This is a genomic window from Shewanella decolorationis S12, from assembly GCF_000485795.1.
In the GTDB taxonomy this organism is placed as follows: domain Bacteria; phylum Pseudomonadota; class Gammaproteobacteria; order Enterobacterales; family Shewanellaceae; genus Shewanella; species Shewanella decolorationis.
This window is the reverse complement of the sequence record NZ_AXZL01000057.1, coordinates 1-24,557: the sequence shown is the minus strand read 5'-3', so window position 1 is coordinate 24,557 and position 24,557 is coordinate 1. Positions and strand designations below refer to the sequence as shown.

Annotated in this window: 24 protein-coding genes; 12 read left to right on the top strand and 12 right to left on the bottom strand. The window is 46.0% G+C overall.

Annotation, left to right across the window (positions count from 1 at the left end; all coding sequences use genetic code 11):
* Nucleotides 1–47: 47 nt before the first annotated feature.
* From SHD_RS06855 to SHD_RS06825, 7 genes are all read right to left on the bottom strand, one after another.
* Nucleotides 48–1,205, bottom strand: a complete 1,158-nt coding sequence (locus SHD_RS06855) for a ribonuclease T2 (RefSeq protein WP_023266439.1) — start codon at nt 1,203–1,205, stop codon at nt 48–50.
* 178 nt (nt 1,206–1,383) lie between these two features.
* On the bottom strand, nt 1,384–4,521 hold the full coding sequence (locus tag SHD_RS06850) for an efflux RND transporter permease subunit (protein WP_023266438.1): 3,138 nt from the start codon (nt 4,519–4,521) through the stop codon (nt 1,384–1,386).
* 9 nt (nt 4,522–4,530) lie between these two features.
* On the bottom strand, nt 4,531–6,039 hold the full coding sequence (locus tag SHD_RS06845; protein WP_023266437.1) for an efflux RND transporter periplasmic adaptor subunit: 1,509 nt from the start codon (nt 6,037–6,039) through the stop codon (nt 4,531–4,533).
* Nucleotides 6,040–6,060: 21 nt separating this feature from the next.
* On the bottom strand, nt 6,061–6,321 hold the full coding sequence (locus SHD_RS06840; protein WP_023266436.1) for a heavy metal-binding domain-containing protein: 261 nt from the start codon (nt 6,319–6,321) through the stop codon (nt 6,061–6,063).
* Nucleotides 6,322–6,540: 219 nt separating this feature from the next.
* Nucleotides 6,541–7,017, bottom strand: coding sequence for a hypothetical protein (locus SHD_RS06835; protein ID WP_011624501.1), 477 nt, complete (start codon nt 7,015–7,017; stop codon nt 6,541–6,543).
* 72 nt (nt 7,018–7,089) lie between these two features.
* Nucleotides 7,090–7,545, bottom strand: coding sequence for a DUF2057 family protein (locus SHD_RS06830; RefSeq protein ID WP_023266434.1), 456 nt, complete (start codon nt 7,543–7,545; stop codon nt 7,090–7,092).
* Nucleotides 7,546–7,647: 102 nt separating this feature from the next.
* A complete protein-coding gene (locus SHD_RS06825; protein WP_023266433.1) occupies nt 7,648–8,010 on the bottom strand; it encodes a hypothetical protein in 363 nt (120 codons plus the stop codon).
* A gap of 413 nt (nt 8,011–8,423) precedes the next feature.
* Between SHD_RS06825 and cymA the strand changes: the two genes are divergently transcribed.
* Nucleotides 8,424–8,987: a NapC/NirT family cytochrome c CymA gene (cymA, locus tag SHD_RS06820; RefSeq protein WP_023266432.1), complete on the top strand. Its 564-nt coding sequence runs from the start codon at nt 8,424–8,426 to the stop codon at nt 8,985–8,987.
* Between the two features lie 68 nt (nt 8,988–9,055).
* Here cymA and SHD_RS06815 read toward each other — a convergent pair whose 3' ends face one another.
* Entirely contained in the window at nt 9,056–9,592 is a 537-nt protein-coding gene (locus SHD_RS06815; protein ID WP_039977747.1) for a cysteine hydrolase family protein, read from the bottom strand.
* A gap of 85 nt (nt 9,593–9,677) precedes the next feature.
* On the opposite strand from SHD_RS06815, the gene SHD_RS06810 reads away from it, so the two are divergent.
* The gene (locus tag SHD_RS06810) at nt 9,678–10,691 is read left to right on the top strand and encodes a GlxA family transcriptional regulator (protein WP_161629205.1); all 1,014 of its coding nucleotides are present in this window, start codon (nt 9,678–9,680) and stop codon (nt 10,689–10,691) included.
* On the opposite strand, the gene SHD_RS06805 is transcribed toward SHD_RS06810, so the two are convergent.
* Nucleotides 10,639–10,920, bottom strand: a complete 282-nt coding sequence (locus tag SHD_RS06805; RefSeq protein ID WP_023266429.1) for a DUF1145 domain-containing protein — start codon at nt 10,918–10,920, stop codon at nt 10,639–10,641. The genes SHD_RS06810 and SHD_RS06805 overlap by 53 nt on opposite strands.
* A gap of 1 nt (nt 10,921) precedes the next feature.
* Nucleotides 10,922–11,569, bottom strand: a complete 648-nt coding sequence (rsmD, locus tag SHD_RS06800; protein ID WP_023266428.1) for a 16S rRNA (guanine(966)-N(2))-methyltransferase RsmD — start codon at nt 11,567–11,569, stop codon at nt 10,922–10,924.
* Between the two features lie 213 nt (nt 11,570–11,782).
* On the opposite strand from rsmD, the gene ftsY reads away from it, so the two are divergent.
* From ftsY to SHD_RS06750, 10 genes are all read left to right on the top strand, one after another.
* On the top strand, nt 11,783–13,423 hold the full coding sequence (gene ftsY, locus SHD_RS06795) for a signal recognition particle-docking protein FtsY (RefSeq protein WP_023266427.1): 1,641 nt from the start codon (nt 11,783–11,785) through the stop codon (nt 13,421–13,423).
* Between the two features lie 3 nt (nt 13,424–13,426).
* On the top strand, nt 13,427–14,128 hold the full coding sequence (gene ftsE, locus SHD_RS06790; RefSeq protein ID WP_011624494.1) for a cell division ATP-binding protein FtsE: 702 nt from the start codon (nt 13,427–13,429) through the stop codon (nt 14,126–14,128).
* Nucleotides 14,125–15,090 carry a permease-like cell division protein FtsX gene (gene ftsX, locus SHD_RS06785; protein ID WP_023266426.1) on the top strand — a complete coding sequence of 322 codons (966 nt, stop codon included), beginning with the start codon at nt 14,125–14,127 and terminating at the stop codon, nt 15,088–15,090. Before ftsE ends, ftsX begins: the two co-directional genes overlap by 4 nt.
* Before the next feature lie 230 nt (nt 15,091–15,320).
* Nucleotides 15,321–16,178: an RNA polymerase sigma factor RpoH gene (gene rpoH / locus SHD_RS06780; RefSeq protein WP_023266425.1), complete on the top strand. Its 858-nt coding sequence runs from the start codon at nt 15,321–15,323 to the stop codon at nt 16,176–16,178.
* A 401-nt stretch (nt 16,179–16,579) separates the two neighbouring features.
* The gene (locus tag SHD_RS06775; RefSeq protein ID WP_023266424.1) at nt 16,580–16,945 is read left to right on the top strand and encodes a hypothetical protein; all 366 of its coding nucleotides are present in this window, start codon (nt 16,580–16,582) and stop codon (nt 16,943–16,945) included.
* 162 nt (nt 16,946–17,107) lie between these two features.
* The gene (locus SHD_RS06770) at nt 17,108–17,437 is read left to right on the top strand and encodes a hypothetical protein (protein WP_023266423.1); all 330 of its coding nucleotides are present in this window, start codon (nt 17,108–17,110) and stop codon (nt 17,435–17,437) included.
* Between the two features lie 194 nt (nt 17,438–17,631).
* Nucleotides 17,632–18,159, top strand: coding sequence for a fimbrial protein (locus SHD_RS06765; protein ID WP_023266422.1), 528 nt, complete (start codon nt 17,632–17,634; stop codon nt 18,157–18,159).
* A gap of 67 nt (nt 18,160–18,226) precedes the next feature.
* Complete coding sequence (locus SHD_RS06760) at nt 18,227–18,964, top strand: fimbrial biogenesis chaperone (RefSeq protein WP_023266421.1); 738 nt, start codon at nt 18,227–18,229, stop codon at nt 18,962–18,964.
* A gap of 41 nt (nt 18,965–19,005) precedes the next feature.
* Entirely contained in the window at nt 19,006–19,782 is a 777-nt protein-coding gene (locus tag SHD_RS06755; protein ID WP_039977744.1) for a FimD/PapC N-terminal domain-containing protein, read from the top strand.
* Between the two features lie 68 nt (nt 19,783–19,850).
* Entirely contained in the window at nt 19,851–20,801 is a 951-nt protein-coding gene (locus SHD_RS06750) for an IS30 family transposase (RefSeq protein ID WP_001107060.1), read from the top strand.
* Between the two features lies 1 nt (nt 20,802).
* On the opposite strand, the gene SHD_RS06745 is transcribed toward SHD_RS06750, so the two are convergent.
* The gene (locus tag SHD_RS06745) at nt 20,803–24,072 is read right to left on the bottom strand and encodes an esterase/lipase family protein (protein WP_023266419.1); all 3,270 of its coding nucleotides are present in this window, start codon (nt 24,070–24,072) and stop codon (nt 20,803–20,805) included.
* A gap of 304 nt (nt 24,073–24,376) precedes the next feature.
* On the bottom strand, nt 24,377–24,556 hold the full coding sequence (locus tag SHD_RS22270) for a hypothetical protein (protein ID WP_023266418.1): 180 nt from the start codon (nt 24,554–24,556) through the stop codon (nt 24,377–24,379).
* Nucleotide 24,557 lies beyond the last annotated feature (1 nt).

Below are 24,557 nucleotides of genomic sequence, written 5' to 3'. Positions count from 1 at the left end.
ATAAGCGGTTGCCAGTGGCGATATACCTCGCCACTGGCTGTATGCGGTTAGTTTGGATTGTCGATAAACAGTGTGGCCGGGCAATTGGTTTTTTTCGCCTTCGGCGCCTTCGCGAGCAGACTCGGCAAAGAGTCGTAGTTGTTGATGACTTGAGGCAGGTTAATGCGGATTTCACTCAAGAGTCCTTTGGCGCAGTCTAGGGTGACTTTAGTGTGCGCACCTTGGCCAAAGCTGGCATCAAAGCTCTGATTTAGCTCCTGTTGAGTCACTTTTTTACCGATTCTTTCATGGATGAATTGTTGCACCCATGCCGAGGCATTCACTTCCTGCGTCAGCTGAGTCGCGAGAAAGAAGTAGTCATTAGGGTCTTGGTTGCGACAGGTGCCATGTTTCCACCATTCATGGCGCTCTAAACAGCTGCCGTAGCGGGCGCTTGGCATCACTTCCTCGAGATTTTTTTGGACGGAGGCATTGAGCGTCACCTCGGGATAATCACAAAAATCACTCGGTTGTTGTTTCACGCTGCTGCAAAAGCCGTAACGGGTGCCACATTGCTGACGATTCGGCCAGAGGCCATGCAGGCTAAAGTGTTGCCACTGAGGCGCATCACTGTTCTGGCTTAAGGCGCGGCACTCGGGTTTACGGCTGCCATAGAGTTCGCAAAAGGTGCTCTGCCAACTCAGGGCGAGCACATTGGAGTCGTAGTTATCCTCGATTTGGCACACATTGCCTTGGCGCTTCTCTGGCGTGCCACGTTCTTGCGGGTTTTCACTCTTAACCGCTGCACTCTCGCTAGTGAGGCTTGTTTGCGCGGGCTCGACATTCGCTGTGGGCTGAGCGGTCGCTATGGATTCGGCGGGCGCTGTAGCTGCGGCATTGTATTGTCCGCAATCACCTTTTATCCAACGCAGTGGCGAGCTGTTGGCATTAGTTCGCACCCGAAGCCAATCGGGGTTGGCACTGTTACCTAAAATTTCGGCAACGGGATAACGCTCGCCAATATTGCTCTGCCAATCATCGGGATTGGTTTGTTTATTTTTAGACTGAAACAGTTCGCAGCGCTTATTGGCGACAAACTCTCCCGAGGCAGGGGCCGCCTGAAGGGCGATGGGCGTAAAACCTATCAACAACAGCCCCAGTAGGCCAAAGCTATGGCGATAAATACCTGCGCGGTTGTGGATGGGAAGAGAAAATAAAGCTGTCATTCGCTGGCGTCCTTTCTGCTATGGCGGTGGCACAAACATATGGTGTTGCAAGCCGCTATTGTGCAGTGAAATTACCGAATACGCGAATAGGATATTGACTGAAAAACTACTTTGAATTCAAAAAACATAACCCCTAGCGCTAATCTCGCTAGGGGTTATGGTGAGTTAAAGCAAAGGGTTATTCTGCTTTATTGATTTGGCGAGCGTAGATCAACAGATACAGTGCAGGCAGAACAAACAGCGACAATATCGGTGCTGTCACCATACCGCCGACCATAGGGGCGGCGATTTTTTGCATTACATCGTTACCCGAACCTGCGCCCCACATGATGGGCAAAAGGCCGAAGAAGATGGTTGCTACTGTCATTGCTTTAGGTCGAATACGCATTACTGCACCTTCAATCAAGGCTTCTTTTAAGTCCTCGACTGTGTGGTAGGTATTCTTCTCCTGCCGATGTTTGATGGCGTTATTGAGGTACACCAACATTACCACTCCGAATTCGGCGGCGACCCCCGCAAGGGCGATCATCCCCACCGCGACGGCGACCGAGATGTTGTAGCCGAGTAGATACAACAACCAAGTGCTACCCACGAGGGCGAAGGGAAGGCTGAGCATAATAATGCTGGCCTGCATGGTCGAGCCAAAGGTCATCATCAGTAGGATAAAGATTACCCCGAGTGCCATGGGGATCACTTGCTTGAGTTTAGCGTCGACTCGCTGCATATACTCGTACTGACCCGCAAAGCTGTAGCTGTAACGGGCTGGGACCACGAGTTCCTCATCCAAGGCTGTTTTGGCGGCCGTGATATATTCACCAATCGAAGTGCCTTCGATATCGATAAACACCCACGAGATTAACCGGCCGTTTTCACTCTTAAGCATTGGTGCGCCATCGGTAATTTCGATATCGGCCAAATTACGCAGTGGCAAATAATGGCCTGATTTAGTGATCACCGGCAGTTCGCGCAGTTTCTCGATATTGTCACGCAGTTCGCGTGGGTAACGCAGGTTGATGGGGTAGCGCTCTGAGCCCTGCACCGACTCGCCAATATCCATACCGCCAATCGCGTAACGTACTACATCTTGGATATCCTGTAGTGTCATGCCATAGCGGGCGGCTACATCGAGTTTGGGGCTGATATCAATATAGCGACCGCCACCACTGCGTTCGGCGTAGGCCGATTTGGTGTGCGGCACTTTACTTAAGATAGCCTCAATCTTAGCGCCTAGGGTTTGTAGCTCATTGACATCGGCGCCGGTGATCTTAATCCCCACGGGGGTTTTAATCCCTGTCGACAGCATATCGATACGAGTTTTAATTGGTTGCACCCAAGCGTTGGTTAGGCCTGGCACTTTCACCGTTTGCTGTAGCTGATTAATGATGCCGTCTAAGGTCATGCCTTCACGCCATTCGTCATGGGGTTTGAGCATAATCGTGGTTTCGAGCATGGTCAGCGGCGCGGGATCGGTTGCGGTTTCGGCGCGGCCGACTTTACCGAATACGCGGGCCACTTCAGGGACGGTTTTAATCAAACGGTCGGTCTGTTGCAGCACTTCGGCGGCTTTACTGGCGCTGATCCCAGGCAGTGCCGTTGGCATATAGAGCAAATCCCCCTCTTCGAGGGCGGGCATAAACTCACTGCCCATGCGCGTCATGGGATACCAAGCACTCGCTAATGCCACTAAGGCAAGCACTATGGTGACTTTAGGGAACTTAAGCACCAGTTTTAATGTCGGTTGATACAGGGCAATCAGCACGCGACTGATAGGGTTACTGCGCTCGCTTGGGATTTTCCCACGGATAAAGTAACCCATGAGAATCGGCACTAAGGTGATAGATAAAAACGCGGCCGCCGCCATAGCAAAGGTTTTGGTATAGGCGAGCGGTGCGAATAAGCGTCCTTCTTGCGCCTCTAGCGCGAAGACGGGCACAAAGCTTAAGGTGATGATAATCAGCGAGAAAAATAGCGCTGGGCCGACTTCAATCGAGGCCTCGGTCACAATGCGCCAATGCTCTTTTACCGAAGGCTCACGGTCGTGCTCGGCTTTAAAATGCTCCAAATGTTTGTGCAGGTTTTCGATCATAACGATGGCACCGTCAACGACCGCACCGATAGCAATGGCGATACCGCCAAGGCTCATGATGTTGGCATTCACGCCCATTTTGTTCATCACGATAAAGGCGATGAGAATCGACAGCGGCAAGGTGATAACGGCCACTAAGGTTGAGCGCGCATGCAGCAAAAACAGCAGACACACTAAGCCCACGACCAGCATTTCTTCGACCACTTTGCTGAATAGGTTGTCGACGGACTTTTGGATCAGTTGCGAACGGTCATAGGTTGGAATGATTTCCACGCCGTCAGGCAGACCGGTTTTTAACTCTTCAAGCTTGGCTTTGACGGCATCGATAGTCGCGAGGGCGTTTTCACCGTAACGCATGACCACAATACCGCCCACGACTTCGCCTTCGCCATCTAGCTCGGCAATACCACGGCGAGAAGCTGGGCCTTTACGGACGGTCGCAACATCCTTAAGCAACAAGCCTGTGCCGGATGGGCTAGTGATCCCTAAAGGAATTTCACGGAAATCCTCTAAGGTTTGGCGATAACCCTTAGCGCGCACCATGTATTCGGCTTCGGCCATTTCGACCACAGAACCACCTGCTTCGCTGTTGGCTTTATCGATCGCTTGCTTAACGGCGGCGATATCGAGCTTGTAAATCGCCATTTTGTCTGGCTCAAGCACGATCTGATAGGTTTGTTCCATGCCGCCGACGGTCGCAACTTCGGAGACGCCGGCAACACTTTGTAGCTCGAGTTTGAGATACCAATCTTGCAAGCTCTTGAGCTGAGACAGGTCTAAGTTGCCGGAGCGATCGACCAGTGCGTACTCAAATACCCAACCCACGCCTGAGGCATCGGGGCCGAGTGAGGGTTGTACCCCTTGAGGTAAGCGACTGCTGATCTGGCTTAAATACTCCAACACCCGTGAACGTGCCCAATAGATGTCGGTACCATCTTCGAAGATCACATACACATAAGAGTCACCAAACATCGAGAAACCCCGCACGGTTTTTGCACCGGGCACCGCTAACATGGCGGTTGAGAGTGGGTAAGTTACTTGTTCTTCAACCAATTTTGGCGCTTGACCCGGATAAGGAGTCTTAATAATCACCTGTACGTCGGATAAGTCCGGCAGGGCATCGAGCGGCGTTTTACGCAGCTCCTGTATCCCCCAGACAGTGATCATCATGGCGATAATCAACACCATGAGCCTTTGTCTGATCGAGGACTCAATAATATATTTCAACATAATCCGCTCCTAGTGCTGATGGCCGCTGCTTAGACGCATTAAGCTGCCCTTGAGGCTGGCCTCGGAGTCGAGTAGGAATTGTCCCGATGTCACCACGCGTTCACCTTCACTGAGACCCGAGACTATCTCGGCCTTACCTTGGCTCATCATGCCGACTGTCACGGCCTTAGCGGTAAAGCTGTCGTCGGCCTGTTTTACTATCACGCGGTTTTCTTTACCCGTTTGGATCAGGGCTTCCTGCGGGATCACTAACACATCTTTATTGGGCCCGCCGAAGAGCGATACCTTGGCAAGCGTCTTAGGTCTGAGGGATACATCGGTATTATTCAGCACCACACGCACTCTTAAGCTGCGGGTGATGGGGTCAAGCTCTGGGTAGATATAGTCAATTGTGCCTTCGATACCGCTGATATTCATGGCGGGCACAGAGACTTCGGCTTTCTGCCCTAGGGCAATCCAGCTTTGCTCGTTTTCAAACACATCGGCGATCACCCACACTTTGGAAAGGTCGACAACCGACATCACCTCAGTAGAGGGTTGGATATACATGCCATCGCGCACATCGAGTGCTTTGACTATGCCATCTTGCAGGGCATAGAAAGGCACGCGGTACTGGGTCTGACGTGAGTCTGCAAGTTGTTGAATTTGCTTTTCATTCATCCCAAGTAGTGACAAGCGTAATCCCGCTTTACGGACTAAATCCTGATAACGGCTACCGTTACCCGCAGACTTGGCGGTATCGAGCGCTAACAGATAGTCATCCTGGGCGTTAATCAGATCGGGTGAATAGATCTCGTATAACAGCTGGCCTTTTTTGACTGAGTCGCCAACGGATTTGATCATCAACTTCTCAATCCAGCCAGTAACACGGGCGTGCACATGGTTGATTTGGCTCTCGTCGTAGTCGATTTGGCCCACAGTTTCGACAAATTTCCACAGGGTATCGCGTTTCACTTCGGCCACTTTCAGGGCGAGTGCCTGTTGCATGCTGCCAGAGACATTGAGGTTGATTTCTTGGGTATTACCGCCGGTTTCAACCTTTTCTAAATTCATGCCACAGATAGGGCAAGTGCCTGGCACATCACTAATAATGTGGGCGTGCATAGGGCAGACGTATTTTATGGTTGCCCCTAAACTTTGATTCTTGACTAAGTTATTGGCTTTAGGCGTTGGTGTATCAAAGACTTGCGCTGCATTTTGGCTTGCGCCACTGGCTTGATGATCCGCATGTTGGCTGGCAGTGCTTGCCTCTTCCTCTTCTTCCTTCTCAACGAGGAACATATTGCACTTAGGGCAACGACCGGGTTCGTGACTTTCAACCTCGGGGTGCATTGGGCAAGTGTAGGTTTTGACTTGATTTGCGCTGTTAGTATCGTGCGCATGTTCGTGGCCCGCTTCAGCTTGTGTTGCGGCATTAACGAGCTGCGCTTGGGTTAACCAAGGCGTCCCCATCAGTAGGCTGCTGAGTATCAATACAGCCTTAGGGCCCGGCTTTTTTACTTTATTAAATTGCTTCATATGCCTCATCTCCAGCCTAGCTTAGTGGTGCGCGTGGTCTTTGTGCATTGCACCGTCAGCCATTTTCTCTTCAGTCGCTTTTGGCTCTAAATTCATGCCACATTTAGGGCAAGTGTCACCTTTGTTACCTGTCACTTCTGGGTGCATAGGGCAAACATAGGTTTGAGCTTGTTCCTGTGGCGCTGCATTGTCATGGTGGTGCTCATGGGGCGTTGCCGTAGCAAACACACTGGTGCTGGTCATTAAAAATGCAACTAAGGCAAGATTAGTTAAGGTTTTCATATTGTTCACTCCATCGGGTTTGGTAGCCGAATATGAGTGCATAAAACGTGACTGGTATTATTCTGCGCAGATAACCTGCGCGAATAGGGCTGCCATAGCGGTCAGCGGGATCAGTACTACGCTTTTGCTTTACTCTGGGTGCTGAGTTGTTGGTGCACCACAATAAACGGCGAAATAAATTGTTAGCTTTGTTCGCCCTGAAAAAAGGGCACAATGAGGCTAGGCTATCGGCGGTTTGAAGGCCGAAGACAGGGAGATAGAGTGGAAATGAGGCATAGGAGTGGCCACTGGGGTATCACTCAGTCCAACACTGGGCCAAAGGTGTGGGCTGAAAAGAGTGCCGGCAACTGAAATCGTTAAACAATGTCCACAGTCATTAAGACAAGATGTGGTGCCATCACAGCAGTGCTGCTTCGCGCCGGGAAGCATTTGATCGTTACAGCAATCTGTACTGGCCATTGCACCTGAATCAGCTCGGTTCTCTGTGTTCATCTGCATCATGGCGGCATGGTCCATTCCTTGGCTGGAAGGGTTATGAACCATAGCGCTCATTTCCATAGAGCGCATCACCATCGCGTGACCATTAGACGCAACACTTTGCCCGACGAGTGCGAGTAAAGTGAATATGACTAATAGTGAACGACCTAGTGTGTGATGCATAAATATTCCAAATAATGAACGGCTCGATTTTAGCATAGAGGCATTATCCTGCAATGAGTTAACTCACATTTCAGTTAATGCCCCTGTTTATAAACTCCTACGGTTTAATTATTTTGAGGGATGGTTTTCCAACATATCCGCCATTAATTGGCTGTGGTTTTGCAATGGCTGTGGCTGTGGCGTCGCATCATCCACACTTAATTGAATGCTGGGATTTTTAATAAAACGTCTCGCATCTGCCTCACTGACTAATTTAGGCGTGCTAATTTGGTAATTAGACTGAGATGCAACATCTAAGGTAAAGAATAAAGGTTCCGACTTCACCCAAGTGCCACTATCGTCCGCACGGTAGTTGAATACATCTTGATATTTAACTTCAACCAGTACTTTACCTTCGGGCAGTTCAACGGGTTTAAACGCTTTAGTGGCTTGACCATTAATGCTGACAACATTGAGTGTTTCTGTACCTTTTAGGGTTGCTGCGTTAGCCGTCATGCTAATCGCCAGAGTGCTCATGATTAAAGTCGCGCCAACTAAGGTTTTGTTGATTAAAGTGGTTTTCATAATAAACTCCAAAAATTTGCTATATCGCGTGAGCGCGCAATCGTGGCGTCATCATCGCGGAATATTGAATCGATTTAATTGCTAAAACTTAAAACAGATCGGTTACAGCAAATTGGAGTTGGGAGGGGGTGTGGTTAACCCGAGATCGGCCGTTTGAATCGCCCAGCTTTGGACTGCAATACGCTTACTCGCATGGTTCATCAGTGCGAGTTGGGGTTGTGACGTAGAGAGATAAAGTTGTGCGAGACAATGGGTTTTACAGTGGTTGGTGAGGGAGTCTTGGCAATGCAGCATGCATTCGTCCGAAGGACAATCGGGCATAGTACCCTTCATCTTGCCATCGACCATCTGCATGCTGGGCGTATCGTGGAAGTCATTCATCGCTGAAGTTGGCATAGCATTCACCATCGCCGATTGGGCGATAAGTGAAAATAACAGTGCTATGGTGATCCAAAACTTAGCCATAAAAACTCACTTAAAATAATGTCTACCTCTAATGACCATTAAAGTTGGTGAAAAGTTTCATACTCATTTTGTTTTTTTATGTATCACACTGTGGCTTTGCAGGTTAAATGTCGTCTTGATCACATTTTTGTATTCTAAAAATGATTTCATTGGCTTAGCTTCTTAAGGTGGTACTTAATCATTTACCGCTTAGCATAATGATTAATGTATTAGTGATAGTTGAAGTACCTTGAAGCCCTGCTAAGCTGGATTGTGCGGGTTGTCGTATTCAGAGTTAGACCTAAGTCTCATTTTGCGCTTTAAAGTTTAAATTAATCGGCATTTTTAGGCTTAAAATCAAATTTCTAATAAATGAAAAAACATAAAATAGTCTTATAAAAACTAATTTTGACAATATTTTTGGAGATAGAGTGATGAACTGGCGTGCACTATTTAAACCAAGCGCAAAATATTCCATCCTGGCGCTGATCGTCGTCGGTATTGTTATCGGTGTTGTCGGCTATTTTGCAACCCAACAAACCTTACATGCGACAAGCGAAGACGCATTCTGTATGAGCTGCCATAGCAACCACTCATTGAAAAATGAAGTGTTAGCTTCTGCCCATGGCGGTGGCCGTGCTGGTGTGACTGTACAATGTCAAGACTGCCACTTACCACATGCCCCAGTGGATTACTTGATCAAGAAAATCATCGTATCTAAAGACTTATATGGTTTCTTAACGATCGATGGCTTTAACACTCAAGCTTGGTTAGACGAAAACCGTAAAGAGCAAGCTGACAAAGCATTAGCTTACTTCCGTGGTAACGACTCTGCTAACTGTCAACATTGCCATACTCGTATTTATGAAAATCAACCTGAAACCATGAAGCCAATGGCTGTGAGAATGCACACCAACAACTTCAAGAAAGATCCTGAAGCAAGAAAGACCTGTGTGGACTGCCACAAAGGTGTTGCTCACCCCTATCCAAAAGGATAAGGTTTAGCACTTCAATAGCTTGATATTAAAATTAAAAGCCCTCGAAAGAGGGCTTTTTGCTTTCTGTCTTATAAGTCTTGGCTATTGATTAATGCCACTCTGCGGGACAAGGCGCTTAGCGAAATTTGATGCACCATTTGCGTGGGAGCAGTGCAGGCATCGGCTATCACTTGCACTGAATAGGCCTGTGCCGCGGGCGATAACGCCGTATGGGTCACGCAGTTTTGCGTCATGATGCCGCATAACAGTAAATGCTTGATCTGCATAGCTTGGAGTAAGTTGACCAGCTCTGTGCCATCAAAACTGTCGGCAAATTGTTTTACCACAATAGGGGCATTGGGGAGCTCTGCTAAAAGCGCTGGATGGATTTCGACTCCTTGGGTGTTTGGGTTAAAAAAGGGCGCCTCACCCTGAGTCGTATCGGCAATATGCTGCACGAGAATAATAGGTATCGCCTGTTGCTGGGCACGCTGCACTGAGTGCAAAGTGCGCGCTAATGCCTCATCGACTTGCCATTGTGGGTAAGCCCCATGGGCAAAGTAGTCATTCTGCACATCAATAATCACTAAGGCGCTGTTCGCTGGGATCTTATTTAAGCTCGACATAATTTTCTCCTGTTCGTCTTCTCTTGCAAAAGATGTCTTCGAAGGAGAGTTTGCGGTAGATTCATGCCTATTAAGAGTGGCAGAAATGACATCTATGGTGCTTAAATTGACAAACTTTGCCGAGCCATCCCCATTAAAAGTGGCGATATTAGCCATACCCGGTTGCTTAACTTCAGCCGTATTTGGCTTAGAAGAGATGTTGCTGGTGGCTAATAAGCTGATGTTAGCTGACGAAAATAAATCCCTAAGCTCAAGCAGTTTTGCAGTGACTCGGTTATCCCTAGAGGAGATGAGTCTCGAAGAGTGCTATCAGTTAGTGATTATCCCGCCGAGCATAGAAACTGAGTTCTACTTTAACGCGGCGCCTTCATTGCGATTATGGTTACAACAGCAACATGCCCAAGGCGCTATCCTCTGCTCCGCCTGTGCAGGAGCATTTGTGCTGGCCGCCGCGGGGTTACTCGATGGCCGCAAAGCGACAACCCATTGGGGATTAGTGGAAGCGTTTCAGGCTCAATACCCACAGGTGAAACTCGATATCGAGAAAATCATGGTCAACGAGGGCGATATCATCACTGCTGCTGGCATGATGTCCTGGCTCGACTTGGGGCTAGAGTTAGTGGCGCAGTTTTGCCATGTGAAAGTCATGCGCCAACTAGGCAAGTACCTCGTTATCGACACCGGCGGGCGTGAACAACGTTATTACCAACAGTTTTTACCTAAGCGAGATCATGGGGATGCTGTTATCTTGAATCTGCAAAATCGCCTACAAACCGACTATGGTCAGCCGATAAGTGTTGCGGCTTTGGCGCAGCAGTGCTGCATGGGCGAGCGAACTTTTTTGCGACGTTTTGTAAAAGCGACAGGGCATAAGCCTAATGAATACCTGCAAAAACTCAGGATCCAAAAGGCCTGTGACTTACTTGAAAATAGTTCTTTGAGTTTCGAGACCATAGCGCACCAAGTGGGCTATGAGGATGTGAGTGCCTGTCGCAAAGCGTTTACTCGTATTACCGGTTTAACACCGAGTGCATTTCGGCAGCGCTTTAGTGCGCTTTCGCCTGCGCCAACACCTGTCGACGATAGCTCAATAAACTAAATACGCCGAAGATAAACACTTGCAGATAATCTTGTTTGCGCAGCGTCAGCAGATTTTTAAACAGCATATGGAAGATGGCGACTTGGAAGCAATGCATCAAACAAGTAATGCCAAGTAAGATATTGAGAATAATGCCGATATTACCTGCAAAAGGCATAACAAGGTTATAAGCCATCATCAACCACGCGATTAGGGTGATAGCTTTACCCATATTGATCAGAAACGACATGCTATTCCTCGGTGTTAGCCGAAGTGTCTTCGGCTTGGTATTGATATAAACGATAGCTAACTTGTCCTGCGGTCTTGTCTTTGAGCGGTTGCCAAGTCGCAGGGACTGCCATTTGAGTTAATTCTGACTCAATCTCCACATAAATTAGCGCACCATCATTAAGCCAAGCTTTGCTATCCAATAGCTGAATGGTTTTTTCTGCCAAGCCTTTACGGAAAGGTGGATCGATAAACACCACATCAAACCCTTGCTCACAGCCATTTTGCAGCACGACTAAAGTATCGGCGTTGAGTACCTCCGCATTGTCGCACTTGAGGGTATTGAGATTCGCTTTAAGTTGCATGGCGGCAGGACGTTGCAACTCGATAATCTTGGCGTAACTGGCGTAGCGCGAGAGAGACTCAAGCGCCAAGGCGCCGCTGCCTCCGAAGCAGTCGAGCACCCTTGCGTGGGCAATATCATTGGCGAGCCAGTTAAATAGGGTTTCACGGACTCTATCTGTGGTCGGCCGCAGGCCGTCTAAATCGTGGATAGGCAGTTTGCGTGAACGCCATTGCCCGGCAATGATCCGCACTTGGCCACTACCGGCTTTCTTGTTGGCGGTTTGACTCTTGGTCACTTGCTTGTTGTTTGCACGATTATTAGCCAAAGTGCCCCCGTGATTTTGCCTGAAGAAAGAAAGTGGTAGACTATGCCACCTTAATAAAGGCCACTATTTTATATCAAACTCCTCGTAAAAGGTGAGAAGGCTGATAGAGCAGAACTAATTGCCGACTTTTTGGGCGTAATTGCCGCGGTAATCTGGTATAACGGCAGGGTCTTATTTTAAATTCAACACTGAAGTAGAGCGCTGGAATTACACATGGCAAAGAAAGGTTTTTTCTCCTGGTTTCGTAAAGATAAATCACAAGATGAGGTTGTCGAGCAAACCCCAGTCTCTACTCCATCGCAAACCGAGCAAGCCGAAGCATTAGCAAAGCAGCAAGCTGAAGAAGCCCGTCTTGCGGCTGAAAAAGCCGCTGCCGAGCAGGCGCTAGCCGATAAATTAGCGGCGGAGCAAGCGCAGGCTGAGCAGTTAGCCGCTGAAAAAGCACAAGCAGAAAAAGCCGAAGCGGAAAGAATTGCTGCGGAACAAGCCGCAAAAGCTCAAGCAGAAGCGCAGCGTATTGCTGAAGAGCAAGCTGCACTTTTAGCTGAACAACAGGCTGCAGAAGCCGCGCGTTTAGCGGCAGAGCAAGCTCAGTCGGAGCAGTTAGCCGCTGAAAAAGCACAAGCAGAAAAAGCCGAAGCAGAAAGAGTTGCAGCAGAACAAGCCGCAAAAGCTCAAGCGGAAGCGCAGCGTATTGCTGAAGAGCAAGCTGCACGTTTAGCAGAACAACAGGCCGCCGAAGCCGCGCGTTTAGCGGCGGAGCAAGCACAGGAAGAACAGTTAGCCGCAGAAAAAGCCGAAGCGGAAAGAGTTGCTGCAGAACAGGCAGCAGCCCAAGCAGAAGCAGAGCGCATTGCCGCTGCGCAGATCCAAGCTGAACAGCCCCTTGAGCAACAACCCGAACCCCAGGCAAAACCCGCCAAAGAAAGCTTCTTCGCGCGCCTAAAACGCGGCCTGATGCGAACCAGCGAAAATATTGGTAGCGGTTTCATCGGGTTATTCCGTGGTAAAAAAATTGATGATGATCTGTTTGAAGAGCTGGAAGAGCAGCTATTAATCGCCGACGTGGGTGTCGAAACCACTTCACGCCTTATCCAGAGCCTGACCGAACACGCGTCCCGCAAGCAATTAAAGGATGCCGAAGCACTCTACGATTTACTGCGTGATGAAATGCAGAAAACGCTTGACCCAGTGGCGATTCCCTTAGTGCCTGAAAATGCTAACGGCCCCTATGTGATTTTAATGGTTGGTGTTAACGGCGTGGGTAAAACCACCACTATCGGTAAACTGGCGAAGCAATACCAGCGCCAAGGTAAGTCTGTGATGTTAGCGGCGGGCGATACCTTCCGCGCAGCAGCCGTCGAGCAATTACAGGTTTGGGGTCAACGTAATAACATTCCCGTGGTGGCTCAGCATACGGGCGCCGACAGCGCCTCGGTACTCTTCGATGCGTTGCAAGCGGCTAAGGCCCGTAAGATTGATATTTTGATTGCCGATACTGCCGGTCGTCTGCAAAACAAATCGCACCTGATGGAAGAGTTAAAGAAAGTGGTGCGGGTGATGAAGAAACTCGACCCAGAGGCACCGCACGAAGTGATGCTGACCTTAGATGCGAGCACGGGCCAAAATGCCATTAGCCAAGCGCAGCTATTCCAAGAGGCTGTGGGCGTTACCGGCATGACCATCAGCAAGCTCGATGGTACCGCCAAGGGCGGTGTGGTGTTTGCGATTGCCGACAAATTTAAAATCCCGCTGCGCTATATTGGCGTAGGTGAGCAAATTGATGATTTGCGTACCTTTAATTCTAAAGAATTTATTGATGCCTTGTTCACTCAAGAGAAAGCGGATAGCTAATTTATGATTGATTTTCAGCAGGTCAGTAAGATTTATCCTGGTGGCCAAATGGCACTGGAAGAGGTGAATTTTCATCTACAAAAAGGTGAAATGGCATTCTTAACCGGCCATTCGGGCGCGGGTAAGAGTACCCTGTTGAAATTAATCACAGTGATCGAGCGCGCAACCACTGGCCGGGTAGCGATTAATGGCCATGATATTGCCAAAATCAGCCCTAAACACGTGCCCTATTTGCGCCGCAATATTGGGATGATTTTCCAAAACCATCATCTATTGATGGATAGAAGCGTATTCGACAACGTTGCCTTACCGTTAGTGATTGAAGGTTTCTCCCACGGCGAGATCCGTAAGCGTGTCGCTGGCGCGCTGGATATGGTGGGTTTGTATGGCAAAGAGCGCCATAACCCCATCATGTTATCCGGTGGTGAGCAGCAACGTGTCGGTATCGCCCGCGCCATTGTGAATAAACCGCCACTATTGTTGGCCGACGAACCGACGGGCAACTTAGACCCTAAGTTGTCGATGGATATCTTGCGCTTATTCGAAACCTTTAACGATGCGGGCACTAGCGTGCTTATTGCCACCCACGATTTAGGACTGATCGCGCGGATGAAGTACCGCACTTTTACCCTGAAACAAGGGCGCATGCTTGGCGCACAGGAATTACACCATGGACACGCGACTGCTCGAGGTGATGCGCAATGAGTGACAACGCCAAACTAACGCGCAGTAAGTTGCCCATCTCGGGGCGTATCGTGATGTTTTTTATTCGTCATGTGCAGCAAGCCATGGCGAGTATGGGTGAGCTGTGGCGCAGCCCCGTTTCTTCGCTGATGACCATGGCGGTTCTCGGAGTGAGTTTAAGCTTGCCTGCGGCGCTGCAAGTGTTAGTTAAAAATGCCGAGACCATTACCAGCTCTTGGAACAGCGCGGCGGAGATTTCACTGTTTATCGATGAGAATCGCAGCGAGCAGACGATCCAAAGCTTGCTGACCCGCATCCGAGCCTATGCCGAAGTGGAAAAGGTACAGTATATCGACCGCAATCAAGCGCTCGAAGAGTTTCAGCGCCTGTCGGGGTTTGGTGAGGCGTTAGCCTATCTCGATAAAAACCCGCTGCCAGCGGTCATTACCGTAACGCCGACCCAGCGTTATTCCACCCCCGTGGGTGCCCGTGAGTTGTTATCTAAGTTAGAACGCGAGCCTGAGATCAGCTTTGGCCGCTTAGATATCGAATGGCTAGAGCGTCTGCAAGCAGTGGTGCGCTTGCTCGAACGTACCGTGATGGCGATTGCGGCCTTACTGGTGCTCGCCGTGGTGTTGGTAATAGGTAACACCATTCGCTTGGCGATTATGAACCGTCGCACCGAAATTGAAGTGATGAAACTTGTCGGCGCTACAGAGTCCTTTATTCAGCGCCCCTTCCTTTATACCGGCATTTGGTACGGAGTGATTGGCGGCATATTGGCTTGGCTTATTATTAACTTATTGGTTTGGTATCTGGATTCAGCGCTAGCCGAACTGCTCGGTTTGTACGGCAGTCAGTTAGAGATGAAGTCTTTGACCTTTACCGAACTGCTACAATTAGTGGGCTTAGCCTCCTTCTTAGGTTGGCTGGGCTCTTACCTTTCGGTACGACAACATTTAAGAGCGATTGAACCCTCTTAATGATCAATCGCTTATCGTTTAAAAATGCGGCTAGATAAGGCAAGCGATGAACTTTTGTTCACTTGCAATGTCTATTCAACGGGGTTAAAAGTAACATCCCAGACGAGCGAAGGTTGACATACTCTGTCAATTAGCCGATAGTTCGTCAGCTCATCCTTAAGGTGTTTTGAGTTAAGCCACAGGATGAAATCGACTTATATTTGATAAGTAGCAAGAAAGTAGGAGCGCGAATGACCTTTCAAACGCAATCAATGGCACTAACAGTCCCTCAGGGCAGCAGTAGTTTAGAAGCTTATATCCATTCAGTGACTAGCATGACAATGTTAGACGCTGAGACTGAGTATGAGTTAGCCAAGCGTTTGCAGGAAACGGGTGATCTGCAAGCGGCTAAGCAACTGATTATGTCGCACTTACGTTTTGTGGTGCATGTTGCCAAGGGCTATTCAGGTTACGGTCTGCCACAGGCGGATTTGATCCAAGAAGGCAACATCGGTCTGATGAAAGCGGTTAAGCGCTTCGATCCCGATGTGGGTGTCCGTCTAGTGTCTTTTGCTGTGCACTGGATTAAAGCCGAAATTCATGAGTATGTGCTGAAAAACTGGCGCATTGTTAAAGTCGCAACCACAAAAGCACAACGTAAGTTGTTCTTTAATATCCGTAAAGCAAAAACTCGCCTCGGTTGGTTTAGCGATGATGAAGTCGCAATGGTGGCAGAAAACTTAGGTGTATCTAAGGCCGATGTGACTGAGATGGAATCACGTATGGCAGCGCAGGATCCTGCGTTTGACCTGAGCAGTGATAGCGATGATGAGCAGGATTTTGCCCCTGTGCATTATCTTGAGGACCATTCATCGGATTTAGCCGAAAATATCGAAAACGATAACTGGGAATCCAATGCCCAAGGTCGTTTATTATCGGCCATCAAAACCTTAGACGAGCGTAGCCAGCACATTCTGCGTGCCCGTTGGTTAGATGATGATAAAACCACACTGCAGGAATTAGCAGAAACCTATCAAGTCTCGGCTGAGCGCATTCGCCAGTTAGAGAAAAACGCCATGAACAAGCTTAAGGCTTGTATGGAAGCCTAATTAGGCTACGTTTTCTTTCAAGACAAGATATCAAAAACCTGCTTCGGCAGGTTTTTTGTTGTCTAGATTTCACTAATGATGGTGAAAATTAGTTTGTTTATAGCATATTTAACTCTTTCTAAGGTTTTTCGTCGTTATTAACGGAATTGTCCTACAGCATTCTCTAGTGAATCCTTCTTAAAATATGTTTACTTTTGAGCCTCATTCAAAAGTGATTATCGAAGCTTGATATCGATAGTGTTGCTCTCCGCATTATGGGTTTGGCTTTGTCATTTGGTAAGGATGCTTTAGGGAGTTAGATTGAGTCGTTATGGATAAAATCAACAGGGAATTCAAATCTAACATGGCAAAGTTTAATACCCATTTTGCGGTTTTTTCATCAATATGTAGGTCAGATAATTATGGTCACTATGGTTTCCAAATTAGCCCTATCTTCAGAGCCTGGTTGGGGAGTTGCTTTCAGAAATGGGGCCTCGATTGAGGCGTATCAGCAGAGCCTATTTTGGCTATTAAGCAAGGGTATGCCCTGTGATATGAGAGATATTACCCTAAGCGACTTTTTAGGATCGATTGTTGTTGTTTGCCAATTTTCATTGCAAAAGTTGGTTGAATTTCTTGATTTTAATGAAATTCCATACTTCTTAGAGGATGATAGAGTTCGTTGGCTATTGCCGAGTAATATATCAAATATCTATTATATTCAGTGGAAAAAACACACAATAGAATTAAATAATTCAGAGCTTTATGGAGGAAGTATACTAAATTAAAGTTTAAAATTTCATATTTATATTAAATTTTAGTGTGTCATCTGAAAATTTAATCAGTTATTCATAGTAAATAATTTGTTGTTAATTTTGAAAAATTAGCTTCAGACATCTCTATTCTGGCCGATACTTATCATGTGTCCTTAACGCCGGAAGAGGTGCTTTATGAGAAAATTAACATTTTGGGGCAAGCTCTGTAGTGCTGCACTACTCATTGTGGGTTTGAATTCAGTGGTAGCTGCAACAGAGTTTAGTACCCTTACATTTCGAGGTGAGGTGGCAGAACCTAGTTGCTACTCTGATTTATCTTCCATCAGTTGTTATAATCAATCTACACATCAATTCGACACTCAACTAATATCCTTTAATTTTTCCGAAGTATCTTCTCTTGATGGCATTGCCAAAAATATTCCTACTAATTTTAGCCAAATAAACTCACTGGTCTTTAATCAGTTGGATAGAAATGAAGTGATGATTTCATTTAATTATAACTAATAGTAACTTCGTTTAATTATAGGCAGCCATAATATTTAAGGCTGCCTATATATTTGATATTAGTTGATCAGACATTTCCTACAGCAGTGCAAGGTTAGTCCTATGGGGACTGCTGGATATTATTGCTATTGTATACGCAGGTTTAATAAGTAAACCCATTGTATCATTAACAATTTTATGGGATCGAATTTCTGATGAAAAAATTAACTCTTTCTGCACTAGTTTTAACTGCTTTATTTGGCGCTAATGCTCACGCAAATAATACTATTACTTTCTTAGGTGAAGTTTCTGATCAAACTTGTGAAGTTGCTATCAATGGTGCAACCGCTAATCCAACGGTATTATTACCAACAGTTTCAACTGCTGATTTAGCTGCCGCTGGCTCTGTTGCTGGTGAAACACCATTCACTCTGTCTGTAAGTGGTTGTACTATCAATGCTACTCAAGCTCTTCCAATTAAAACTGTTTTCGTTGGTAACAGCGTTACTGCAGCTGGTAACTTAGGTAACACAGGTACTGCAACAAACGTATCGCTACAAATTTTAGATGCTGTTGGTGGTAATGCTGTTGATTTGACTGGTGTTGCAACAGTTGATGGCTTGAATGTAGCCGCTGGTGATAGCACTGCATCACATGACTTTGCTGTTCAATATTATGCTGAAGGTGCAGCAACAGCAGGTACCGTAGTTAGCTCTGTTCAATACGCGATTTCTTACCTGTAATTAAAGCCAAATTCTACTCTTGCTCACTCAGCTCTCTGAGTGAGCACTCCGGTTTTGTGGAAATAATATGTCAATTCTTCCTTTATCTGTGCGCTTATCAGTTCTAATTTCATTGCTAATTATTGTTTTCCCATCGAGTGCAAGTGTTGTGATGACCAATACTCGAGTAATTTATCCCAGTGATGCTAAAGAGCGTAGTGTTCAGTTAAAAAATAATGATAGTTTTCCAAACGTAGTTCAGGTTTGGACAGATATTAATAATTCTGAGTCTACTCCTGAAAATGCAGATGGTCCATTTTTAGCTTTGCCAGCGATCTTCAGAATAGAGCCTAATCGAGGACAGTTGTTCCGCTTAATATATAGTGGTGGAGAACTGCCTAAAGATAGAGAGAGCTTGTTTTATCTTAACTTTCTACAAATTCCCCCATTATCTAAAGATAATGCCGGTGAAAACCAGATGTTAGTTATGCTGAAAAACAGAGTTAAGATTTTTTATAGGCCAGTCGAGATTAAATCTAATCCTGAAAATGTTGGAAGAGAAATTAGCTTTAACGTAAATAAAATAAATGGTGGTATTGAGGTTGATGTTATTAATAAATCACCTTTTTACGCTTCATTTGTTGACGTGAAACTTATCTCTGGTAATCAAGAGCTTAAAGTTCCTGTTGATATGGTTGAGCCAAAAGGGAATAAGCTTATTAAGGTGTATAATCAACAGTTTGTTTCTATTCATCCAATGAAAGTTAAATTCACTATCGTCAATGATTTTGGTGGGTTTATAAAGTATGAATATGAAATAAAATAATAAAATTAAGTGAAATGTCTATTATGAGAAAGTGTATTACATTGGCCACAAAGTTATCCTTATTGGGCTTGTTTTATTGCAATTTTGGTGTTGCGCCTTTATTGATTGCCGACGAGCTTAAAGAGGATGATTTTCAGGAGTTTACTTTCGATGATAGCTTGCTTTTGGGTGGTGGCTACGGAGAGAGCTACCTCGCCCGTTTTAATACGGTAGGACAGGCTACACCAGGGAAATATCAGGTTGATATTTATATTAATGGCACACGCGTAAGTCGGCAAATTGTTGATTTTGTGAAGGAAGGTGAAAATGAAATCTATCCATGTCTTGATGCCAATTTTTGGAAAATATCACCAGTCATTTCTACCTATATCAATCAAGAATTACTAGATAAACAATGTCAAGCACCTGAGCTGACTGTAAATGGTGCAACAGCTAAATTCGACGTTGAAAGATTGAAGTTAGACATAACAATTCCCCAAGCTTATATGCAAAAATCCCCTAGAGGATATGTGCATCCTGAATTATGGAACATGGGAGAAACTGCAGGATATATTAGCTATAACACCAACCTTTATCAGACAAATAGCTCGGGTAATGGCGGTGATATGCGTGCATTTTATACTGGGTTTAATTCTGGAGTAAATATTGGTTTATGGCGTCTGAGAAATCAATCTAGCTATAATTACAATGATTATGATAGCAGTTCTAAAGATAATTTTAATTCAATAAGAACTTATGCTATGCGCGCGCTACCTAATATAGAAAGTGAATTACTACTTGGCCCGAATTCAGATAATAAGTGCACCACTCATGGTTAAACGGTGAGGAGAGATCAACTGCCTGTTGGTGATACTCTGTAGTCGCCAAACAAACATGAGTAGTTACCATGAATTACAAGCAGTTGATCGAGGGACAACGATACCAGATTGAGGCCTATTTACGCGAGGGTTTCAGTTATCGGGAGATAGGAAAACGTCTGAAAGTCAGCCACAGCACAATCAGCCGGGAAGTAAATCGCAATCGAATTCGGGATAACCATTACTTGCCGGAAGTCGCTCAGGCGAAGGCACTAAAACGCCGTTGTCAGTCCGCGAAGTCTAGAATATCTGGACTGACCATCACCTTTGTTGAGTTCGGTCTCAATGAGAAATGGAGTCCGGAACAAATAGCCGGTGTCGGTAAAATCATCGGATATAACGTCAGTCACGAGTGGATTTATGGCTATGTCCAGCGTGATAAATTATGCGGCGGCAAGTTGTACAAACAGCTCCGCCAGAGTCACCGAAGATACCGTAAAGGTAACCGTGCGAAGCGTGTGATTATCCCGAATCGCGTAGGCATAGAGCATCGTCCCGCTATCGTGAACAAGAAAAAGCGGTTCGGAGACTGGGAAGCTGACACGGTTCTGGGCAAGCAAGGTACGGGCGCGATTGTCAGCCTGGTTGAGCGAAAAAGTAAGCTGTACCTGATACGCAAAGTGCCAGCGAAAAGCGCAGCCGATGTAGCCCGGGCCATGGTTGGTATGCTGTGGAAATATCGAGGTTATGTTCGAACTATCACTGCGGACAACGGCAGCGAGTTCTGTGACCACGAACAGGTCGCAGAAAAGCTTAAAACGGATGTCTACTTCGCTAACCCTTATTCGTCCTGGGAACGCGGACTGAATGAAAACTTCAACGGTTTGCTGCGGCAATACATACGGAAAGGCACCGATTTGCGGACGGTAACAGATAAGCAAATTAGTGAGATTGAACGGGCATTAAATGCCAGACCGAGAAAGTGCCTCGGCTTCAGGCAACCTGTTGCGGTATTCAATGAATTACGCAAGGCAGCCTAATTTAGCGAGTGGTGCACTTCGGAGTTGAATTCGCGAGTGCTTCATGGACTCTTCCATACCCAAGAAATTGGTAAAAATGAATTGGCGATTGCTGCATTTCAATAGCCTGAATTAGCCTAGTTACGGCATTGGTATCGAGAGTTACGCAGAACTGTATATAAGGGAACAATTTATTTGCTCGCTTATCATGCAACAGACTATCGAGAATCGAGTTAGTTAGTTCGGGCCTGATTTGGCTTAGGTGGCGAATGAACCCGCGCAGTACATTGATTGTCTGTTTCTCAAACGGGATTTCTGATAAGTTGGCGAGAAGCTTTTCCCAGAAGTTTAAGTGGTCATCTACACCTTTTGCGCACCCAACACCAAACGCATGGTGCCGGCTCCAATCTCCCTGAGTAGACAATATTTCAGGTAGTTTTGATTCAAGGTATAGCAGATGTGACTTAGATAAGTCTTTTCCTAGTTTTTCTGCGTTTTCTTCAGCAATCTCATAACCGTTTAATTCACTTTCACCATCCTCACCAGTGGTCTCCAAACAATAAAAATTATTGTGGATTGATAGCAAATACATGTGTATTTGTTCATCGAGAGAAGTAGGGCGCAGTCTATTTAGAATTCCTTTAATCATGCCAATTTCGGCGTTTTCTAAATCCTTCGCGTTGAATTGTAGAAATGAGCCTAGCTGCAGCCACCCTTCACTCCATTCCCCGGTACACAACACTACGTTAATTACATCTTCTAAAACTTTCCAGAGAGCTTTGTTATGGAATAGTTCACTAAGATGAGCTGCTAAAGTGGACTTCGCGTGTTTATGAAGCGGATCATTACGTTTTGCTAATGATGCGGTGTACTCAATAAAGAATTGATACCACTCGGTGCACTCTTGATTTGATGAAGGGTGGTACCCATAGTCTCTAGAGCGAGCACCAAAGTCGAAACTATGATGCGATGAGAAATGTGAAGACTCTAGCGATGCGTCAAGTAACTCAAAACCGATTTCTATTTTGCATTCATCACCGGATTCAATGAGTTCATTGATGGTGCTTAATCTTTGTTCTTTACTAGCATGTGTGCCTGATAGGTAAAGATAAAACAGTGATTTCAGAACATCTCTAACGGAGTTGTAGTTCTCATTTTTCTTTTCGGATGTGGCAATCTCCGCTAGTAACTTAGTACTTTGAAGAAAAAGTTCAGGCCCATAAGCTAAGCTTCTAAGTAGCTCCGCCAATTGTGAGAATTCTGGATTTTTTCTTGTAAGGAAATTAGCGTCATTCTCGGACTGTTTTATCAGGAAATCTAACGTTTCCTGGGGGGCTATTGGTGCTGAGTTTGTCAAAATAGTTAAAGCCAGCTCTTGTTCGCCACGAGCCAGAAGTTTGCTGATTGTCCCTCCCTGTTTTAACCAGCTTGCTACAACATCTTGAGCTTCTGCACAGTTATCTAGGTAGCTAATTCGGCGAGATACTGACTTAAGGATACGTCTGTCCGTACTTTCATTGAAGAAACTAACAAATAAGTTTGCTGGAATATTTTGCATGGCGACTTTTGCTAGTCTGTTTGCAATAGGATGCGGAAGTACCGCCATCCATATCCCTCGTTGCTGAATGAGGTTACGGCGCTTTAGCTCTTGAGCACTTTCGTAGAGAGTTTTTGTGGGAGTGCTGGATACACAACTGAGAAGTTCTAACTCGCTCGAGAACGGATTCTCATCGTCTTTATATTGAAATGAGTAAACAAGGGACAAAGCCTGTGCAGCTTGCATCAAAGAGTGTTCTTCTTGATGACGCTGGTGGAACAGTCTCTTGAAAAGCTGATCATCCTTCAGATGAGATATGCTTTCTACTTGTTCCACTGTTGATGCTAATGCGATAGCAATCCGAGCATTACCACCAGAAAACTCAGCTATTTTACTTGCGTCTTGACCGCTTAAATGTGTGAACCTAGCTTTTAGTAAATTGGTGATTAGGGTATCGGACGCTGGTTCCAAAGATAGCACACCCGTTCCTTCCGGCTGATCTTCGCGGATATCATATTCAATGGTAAGTAGACTGATACTTTTCTTGCAACTTGGTGCTAAATCCCGATGTAGCTCGGGAGGGCAGTTGTCTATTATAACAATAGCTTTCTTGTCTTCAGCTACCAGCTTCTCTATCACTGCTCTTGGAGTCGGAATTGGGGCGTGTCCCATATCGGTATAAATCACCTGCTCTGCGGGAAGCTGATGTTCCCCCACACGCTCATCAAATAGAGCTTGGACTAGTCGAGTTTTTCCCACACCAGACAGACCGACAAGCCGGGTAGTGGTACCTGATGCCCCTAATCTGATTCTGAGAGATTGAATTGCTTCAATACCGGTTTTGCCTTCTTTATCACTTGAGGAAACGTCGAAAAGGCGGACTTGCTCGTCAACAATGTACGTTTCCTCAATCCCCTTTGGGGAGTTAGACCAGTTTGAATATCCTTGCCAGCCATGGCTTCCCTCTGGATACTTAGATCCCAGCCATAGTAATAGCGGTGGCTTGGTTTCTTTGACCACGAAGCTCTTTATATATTGGTAAATTTGGCTTTGTTTATTTGGGAACTTAGTAATACTGAGGTGGTCAGCATCCACAAGTAAAGCCTCAGTATTTAATCCCGGATCAGCACTGTCCGGAGTAACAACTGTTAGGAGGCGCTTGCAAGGCTGATTCTCCATGAGTATCAGGTGGTCTATATCACGATTACGAACCCAAGCTCTATACCATTCGTTCAACTCACGTAGGTTTGGATCATTTTTAAGTAGAGAAGCTGTAGCCACGGATGGTAACGCAATGATTCGGAACCTATCAGCCAAGTCTGCACCTGAAGAACCTCTATGTGGGGTTGCTAGAAAGCTGACTTTGGTAACTCGCCCCATTAAGCTTTGTACTTCTGAGTTTCTATCCGCATAGTGGAACATTTGCTTGATCATCAGCCCTCCCATGCTATGACCAACAAAGATTATTTCTCCGTCTCGGAGTAATGGCTCTTGGTTTAATCTGTGCAGAATATCTTTTGCTCTGTCGGTAAAGTGCATAGCTTTTAGGCTTCCCCAACGAGAAATTGGGTTTAAGTATCCAACCGACCAAATGGCAATATTGTCAATTTCTTCACTAAGCCAGTTAGGCCAAAAGCCTTTATCCGGAGTAGAGGAAAGCCAAGTCTTTTCGTAGTGTCCACCTAACCCATGTATAAAGACAACGTGGGTCTTGATATCTCCATCAGATTTAGACATTAGATGCAACTCGGCCATCTTTACTTTCCTTATAATAAGTAAGAGGTAAACGTGGGGTATTCATTCAATTTTGATTGCATTGTATCAAACTAGATGCAATTACAGACATAAAATCAGTTGTTTGAGGCTCTTGATTGGTGTCGACTCTCCAACGACCTATGATATTGATTTAGGAGGCTAGTCTTACGCTTAAAAGTGGTTGTGTTTTCTTTTATATTCTTGAGTGACTATATAGATTCATAGGGCTTAGATCTTGCCTTTTGAAACATTAAATATCCCCTTATTTTTCCTAATACAAAACGCCTGAACTCGAGTAAAAGATCTAGCTCGCTTTTGTCCCAAACTGAGTTATGTCCATTTGCTTTTTACGTACATATCGCAAATGGGTAGTTAAAATTGGCATTGGGTCTACAGTGACCGTTGGCGACATGGATGTCGCCGTCGAGCCTATAGGGATATATTCACGGCGAGTCACTGGGGAAACAATGACAATAAACTCCATA

Excerpts from the sequence above, each read along its gene's own strand:
- SHD_RS06855 (WP_023266439.1), bottom strand. The coding sequence starts at position 1,205 with ATGACAGCTTTATTTTCTCTTCCCATCCACAACCGCGCAGGTATTTAT.
- SHD_RS06850 (WP_023266438.1), bottom strand. The coding sequence starts at position 4,521 with ATGTTGAAATATATTATTGAGTCCTCGATCAGACAAAGGCTCATGGTG.
- SHD_RS06845 (WP_023266437.1), bottom strand. The coding sequence starts at position 6,039 with ATGAAGCAATTTAATAAAGTAAAAAAGCCGGGCCCTAAGGCTGTATTG.
- SHD_RS06840 (WP_023266436.1), bottom strand. The coding sequence starts at position 6,321 with ATGAAAACCTTAACTAATCTTGCCTTAGTTGCATTTTTAATGACCAGC.
- SHD_RS06835 (WP_011624501.1), bottom strand. The coding sequence starts at position 7,017 with ATGCTAAAATCGAGCCGTTCATTATTTGGAATATTTATGCATCACACA.
- SHD_RS06830 (WP_023266434.1), bottom strand. The coding sequence starts at position 7,545 with ATGAAAACCACTTTAATCAACAAAACCTTAGTTGGCGCGACTTTAATC.
- SHD_RS06825 (WP_023266433.1), bottom strand. The coding sequence starts at position 8,010 with ATGGCTAAGTTTTGGATCACCATAGCACTGTTATTTTCACTTATCGCC.
- cymA (WP_023266432.1), top strand. The coding sequence starts at position 8,424 with ATGAACTGGCGTGCACTATTTAAACCAAGCGCAAAATATTCCATCCTG.
- SHD_RS06815 (WP_039977747.1), bottom strand. The coding sequence starts at position 9,592 with ATGTCGAGCTTAAATAAGATCCCAGCGAACAGCGCCTTAGTGATTATT.
- SHD_RS06810 (WP_161629205.1), top strand. The coding sequence starts at position 9,678 with ATGACATCTATGGTGCTTAAATTGACAAACTTTGCCGAGCCATCCCCA.
- SHD_RS06805 (WP_023266429.1), bottom strand. The coding sequence starts at position 10,920 with ATGTCGTTTCTGATCAATATGGGTAAAGCTATCACCCTAATCGCGTGG.
- ftsY (WP_023266427.1), top strand. The coding sequence starts at position 11,783 with ATGGCAAAGAAAGGTTTTTTCTCCTGGTTTCGTAAAGATAAATCACAA.
- ftsE (WP_011624494.1), top strand. The coding sequence starts at position 13,427 with ATGATTGATTTTCAGCAGGTCAGTAAGATTTATCCTGGTGGCCAAATG.
- ftsX (WP_023266426.1), top strand. The coding sequence starts at position 14,125 with ATGAGTGACAACGCCAAACTAACGCGCAGTAAGTTGCCCATCTCGGGG.
- rpoH (WP_023266425.1), top strand. The coding sequence starts at position 15,321 with ATGACCTTTCAAACGCAATCAATGGCACTAACAGTCCCTCAGGGCAGC.
- SHD_RS06775 (WP_023266424.1), top strand. The coding sequence starts at position 16,580 with ATGGTCACTATGGTTTCCAAATTAGCCCTATCTTCAGAGCCTGGTTGG.
- SHD_RS06770 (WP_023266423.1), top strand. The coding sequence starts at position 17,108 with ATGAGAAAATTAACATTTTGGGGCAAGCTCTGTAGTGCTGCACTACTC.
- SHD_RS06765 (WP_023266422.1), top strand. The coding sequence starts at position 17,632 with ATGAAAAAATTAACTCTTTCTGCACTAGTTTTAACTGCTTTATTTGGC.
- SHD_RS06760 (WP_023266421.1), top strand. The coding sequence starts at position 18,227 with ATGTCAATTCTTCCTTTATCTGTGCGCTTATCAGTTCTAATTTCATTG.
- SHD_RS06750 (WP_001107060.1), top strand. The coding sequence starts at position 19,851 with ATGAATTACAAGCAGTTGATCGAGGGACAACGATACCAGATTGAGGCC.
- SHD_RS06745 (WP_023266419.1), bottom strand. The coding sequence starts at position 24,072 with ATGGCCGAGTTGCATCTAATGTCTAAATCTGATGGAGATATCAAGACC.
- SHD_RS22270 (WP_023266418.1), bottom strand. The coding sequence starts at position 24,556 with ATGGAGTTTATTGTCATTGTTTCCCCAGTGACTCGCCGTGAATATATC.